Genomic DNA, 3,259 nt, shown 5'->3' with positions numbered 1-3,259 from the left:
CTCCTTCAGCTCTGTTAAGTCGCTGTGCTATCGACCAAAATACCTTGAGGGATGGGGTCACAACCGGCGCCGATCGTGACCCCACCGGAAACTCGGATTTTCTCACTGCGTCAAAGAGTTAGGAGCGGATCTGCCGGGGTCATGTTTCGACGCCGATCCACACCACCCCCTTCCGCCGGAGATTGCGGAGGTCAGCCTTAAGCGCACACTCAGGATCAAATGTCGCCCAATTCGATATTGCAATTTAGGACGGCGATAGGTGTTTTGGAGCGTGGCCAAACCTTCCCAGTGCAGCAGAGCGGAGGGGACGCGCTAGGGGAGATGCATGTTCGACCGCTTTTACTTCGATCTAACGAATGGTCATGAGATCATACGAGATGAGCTGGGCGTAGAGGCTGAGAGCTTCCAGCAGGCCCGCAGAGAAGCGCAAGATGTAATTAAAGAATGCAGTCGAACGGGAGAATTGGACGATAGCTCTGGTCGCTGGGAGCTGGTGATCCGAAGCCAGGACGGCACCGTCCTTGAGCGGATAGAGATCGACGCTCTGAACTCCTGACCCTGACGCATGCCGACACGGCCCGTGCTATCAATCGGCCATGGCTGAGAACCCAACGACCAGTTTGAGCCGTCGAGCCGAAGCATTGTCAGCTCTATCACAACGATTGCGGTGGGCGTCTCACGTTCGCGGGATCAGAAGGGCATACCTTCGGCCTTGAACCGGATCATTGTCTCGTTGCGCAGGACGGATCGATGCAGCCAAGGGTTCGAATGACAGATCCGTATTCTAACCCTGAGGGTCGAAACCTGGTCGCTCTTACCGTCCAGCCTGCCTTGCCAATCGTAGGGCTTTCAGACGCTCGGTCTTCTCGTCCTGCGCCTGGTTGGCAACAGCGAGATCCGACCAAGCCATTTGCGCGATGCGCTCCTTCTCGCCCTCCCTTGCCAGCTGTGCCTCAGTGCGCGGCAAGGCCTGGCTTTGTCTGAGGTGCATGGCTGTCTTCCTTGAAGGCGAGGAGGCTTAAGGAGCTACCCAGCGTTCTGCCAGATTGCTGTGACAGCCCGAAGAGCGATATTACCAGCAGCCTCCGAGGCTCCTTCAGACCCGAAGGACCGGACTGACTGCTGAACCATCTCCTTCCCCTTCCAGATCGCCCAGTCGAACCGACCGGGCTCCGTTGCGGACGGAGTGACCCGCAGGGAGTGGGGATTGGGGGTGAAGATAATCATCAGAATCATATGGGAACGCGCACAAGCATTTCCCAACGACGTGGCAGCGGCCTTGCCGTCCCGCAATTGAGCTACCCTTTCTTGTCCGCCTTTTCCTTGGCGAGCCGAAGGGCCTTAAGGCGCACCGTTTTGTGCTCAGTCGCCTGCTGAGTTGCATCGTAATCCGCCCGTGCCTCTCCACCAGCGCGGGCCCTTTCCAGGTGCCTGGCTGCCTTCGTTTCGCGGCGGTCCTGCGCACCGCTGTCGTCATCCGTCATGGTGTTTTGCCCCTCTGGCCAGCTCTTTATTCTGGCAGCATCAGCGTGCCTTGGTCTGGACGCCCGTCGTCCAACGCAGACAGGAACTGCCGGCCTTCCTCTTCCGCTACAACTGGCAACGGCCTCACATGGGCATCAAGCGACAGACACCCATCAGCCGACTCCGCCTATCCGAGAACAACCTGTTGATGCCCCACAACTAGGTACCAGCTAGCTACCAGCTAAGGCATTTCGTTCAACGTCCGGCTTGTCGGATATTCATCCATATGAGACCGGCTCAGCATCTGGATCCGACCCAACCCAGCCGCCTGGACCGCTGTCGGCGCTCCTCTAAACCAGGCATTCGTCAGCCCTCCGATAACTTCGGCTCGGGGTGGGGAGCAGACACCGATCCTGCGTCCAAAAGCGGACGCTTCGCATCTGACCCAAGCCGGTCATTCTGGAAAATCTACGCGGTCCATAGAAGCTGACGTTCACGGTATAAGTTTGCGTAACGTCCTACAGGTGAAGGTTCAAGCGGCGCTCTACGCCTTCAGATAGAGATAGGTGGGATCAAATTCAGCAATCGCCCTCAACTTGGATACGTCTAGAACCGTCAACTGCTTGCCCTTCAGAGTAATCAGCCCTCGGCGTCGGAGTTCTTGTAAAGACCGGTTTGTGTGAACGGTTGATAGCCCCATGGTATGGGCCAAATCCGTCTGCGTTAGTGGAAGCATGTAGCTTTGATGAGTTACCAGTCCGACTGCTTTAAAACGCACAAAAAGCTCGCAGATGAGATGTGCAATTCGCTTTACCGCCGAGCGGCTACTAACATTCACAAGCCACTCGTGCGTTATTGCCCTATCCACCAGCGTGCTCATACGCAGGGCGAGAGCAACGGCTGGATTGCTCCCTAATAAGTCAGCCATTGTCTGATGAGTGATGTCGGCGACCCGGCAGGCTGTCACCGTGGTAATAGTGTGATCTATCCGATCCACGAGCGCGGCATCCAGATCGCAGAGATCGCCGGGGAGCAGGAAGGCTATGATTTGCCGTGTACCACAAGCGCGATGCTTATGTCGGCATGCAATGCCTTCGGTAATAAGTAACACGCTCGCCGGCTTGTCGCCCTCACGCACTAATTCCATGCGTGGTGCTATAGAGCGTGTCTCAGTGCTGATACGATCCAGCATCTTTCGATCTACATTTGAGAGAGAGACAAAGCTATTAAGCTTGCGGATGAGCAAGTTGGTATCCTCCGCCAACGACAAATCAGTTCTTGGCATGAGAGTCCGCCCCTCAAGCCAAATTTTACTTATTCGGCCGAAGATAATTTATAAACAAATGACATAAACCGAATCGGAAATCTCGGTTTATTTTATTAAGTCTTCCCTTTTTATAATCTTAAAAAAGATGCCGTTTCAAGCGTATTTTGTACGGCCTGCTCATTCGAGATCAAGGATACCCAATGCGTTCTCACCGCTCTGTTCAGCGACGCGATGCTGGGTATGAGCAACAGCTGATCGTAGTTCGGACGGTCACGGATTGAAGCTGATGATCAATCTAATCGTTTAGAGTTTTAATACATCGGCTCTCGATACTGAGTTTGCGCATTTCTTCTCCAGTCTACTTGATTGCAAGATGAGGCAATTAAGTATCTACGCGGAGCTAAACAACAGTCTAGGCGTCCGATTTACGTCCATGTGCGCGCTCTCTGAGCTTGAGAGGAATCGTCTATGCACTAGTGAGAATGTGGATCGGCCTCGAAGCATGACCCCTCCTTCAGCTCTGTTAAG

The 3,259-nt window shown here is 54.5% G+C and carries 3 protein-coding genes and 1 pseudogene; 2 read left to right on the top strand and 2 right to left on the bottom strand.

Going from position 1 to position 3,259, the window contains the following annotated elements; translation table 11 throughout:
• Positions 1–325 precede the first annotated feature (325 nt).
• On the top strand, positions 326–556 hold the full coding sequence (locus tag MFF30_RS22680) for a DUF6894 family protein (protein WP_238282322.1): 231 nt from the start codon (positions 326–328) through the stop codon (positions 554–556).
• A 742-nt stretch (positions 557–1,298) separates the two neighbouring features.
• Here MFF30_RS22680 and MFF30_RS22675 read toward each other — a convergent pair.
• Entirely contained in the window at positions 1,299–1,484 is a 186-nt protein-coding gene (locus MFF30_RS22675) for a hypothetical protein (RefSeq protein WP_238282320.1), read from the bottom strand.
• A 32-nt stretch (positions 1,485–1,516) separates the two neighbouring features.
• On the opposite strand from MFF30_RS22675, the pseudogene MFF30_RS22670 reads away from it, so the two are divergent.
• A pseudogene (locus tag MFF30_RS22670) lies at positions 1,517–1,687 on the top strand (integrase core domain-containing protein); the annotation flags it as partial.
• A gap of 321 nt (positions 1,688–2,008) precedes the next feature.
• On the opposite strand, the gene MFF30_RS22665 reads toward MFF30_RS22670, so the two are convergent.
• Positions 2,009–2,710, bottom strand: coding sequence for a Crp/Fnr family transcriptional regulator (locus MFF30_RS22665; protein ID WP_238282319.1), 702 nt, complete (start codon positions 2,708–2,710; stop codon positions 2,009–2,011).
• Positions 2,711–3,259 lie beyond the last annotated feature (549 nt).

The organism is Methylobacterium goesingense (assembly GCF_022179225.1).
Lineage (GTDB): Bacteria > Pseudomonadota > Alphaproteobacteria > Rhizobiales > Beijerinckiaceae > Methylobacterium > Methylobacterium goesingense.
Note: the sequence above shows the minus strand (reverse complement) of the source record. Positions and strands in the feature narration are given on the sequence as shown.

Coding starts and splice junctions, on each gene's coding strand:
- MFF30_RS22680 (WP_238282322.1), top strand. CDS start 326: ATGTTCGACCGCTTTTACTTCGATCTAACGAATGGTCATGAGATCATA.
- MFF30_RS22675 (WP_238282320.1), bottom strand. CDS start 1,484: ATGACGGATGACGACAGCGGTGCGCAGGACCGCCGCGAAACGAAGGCA.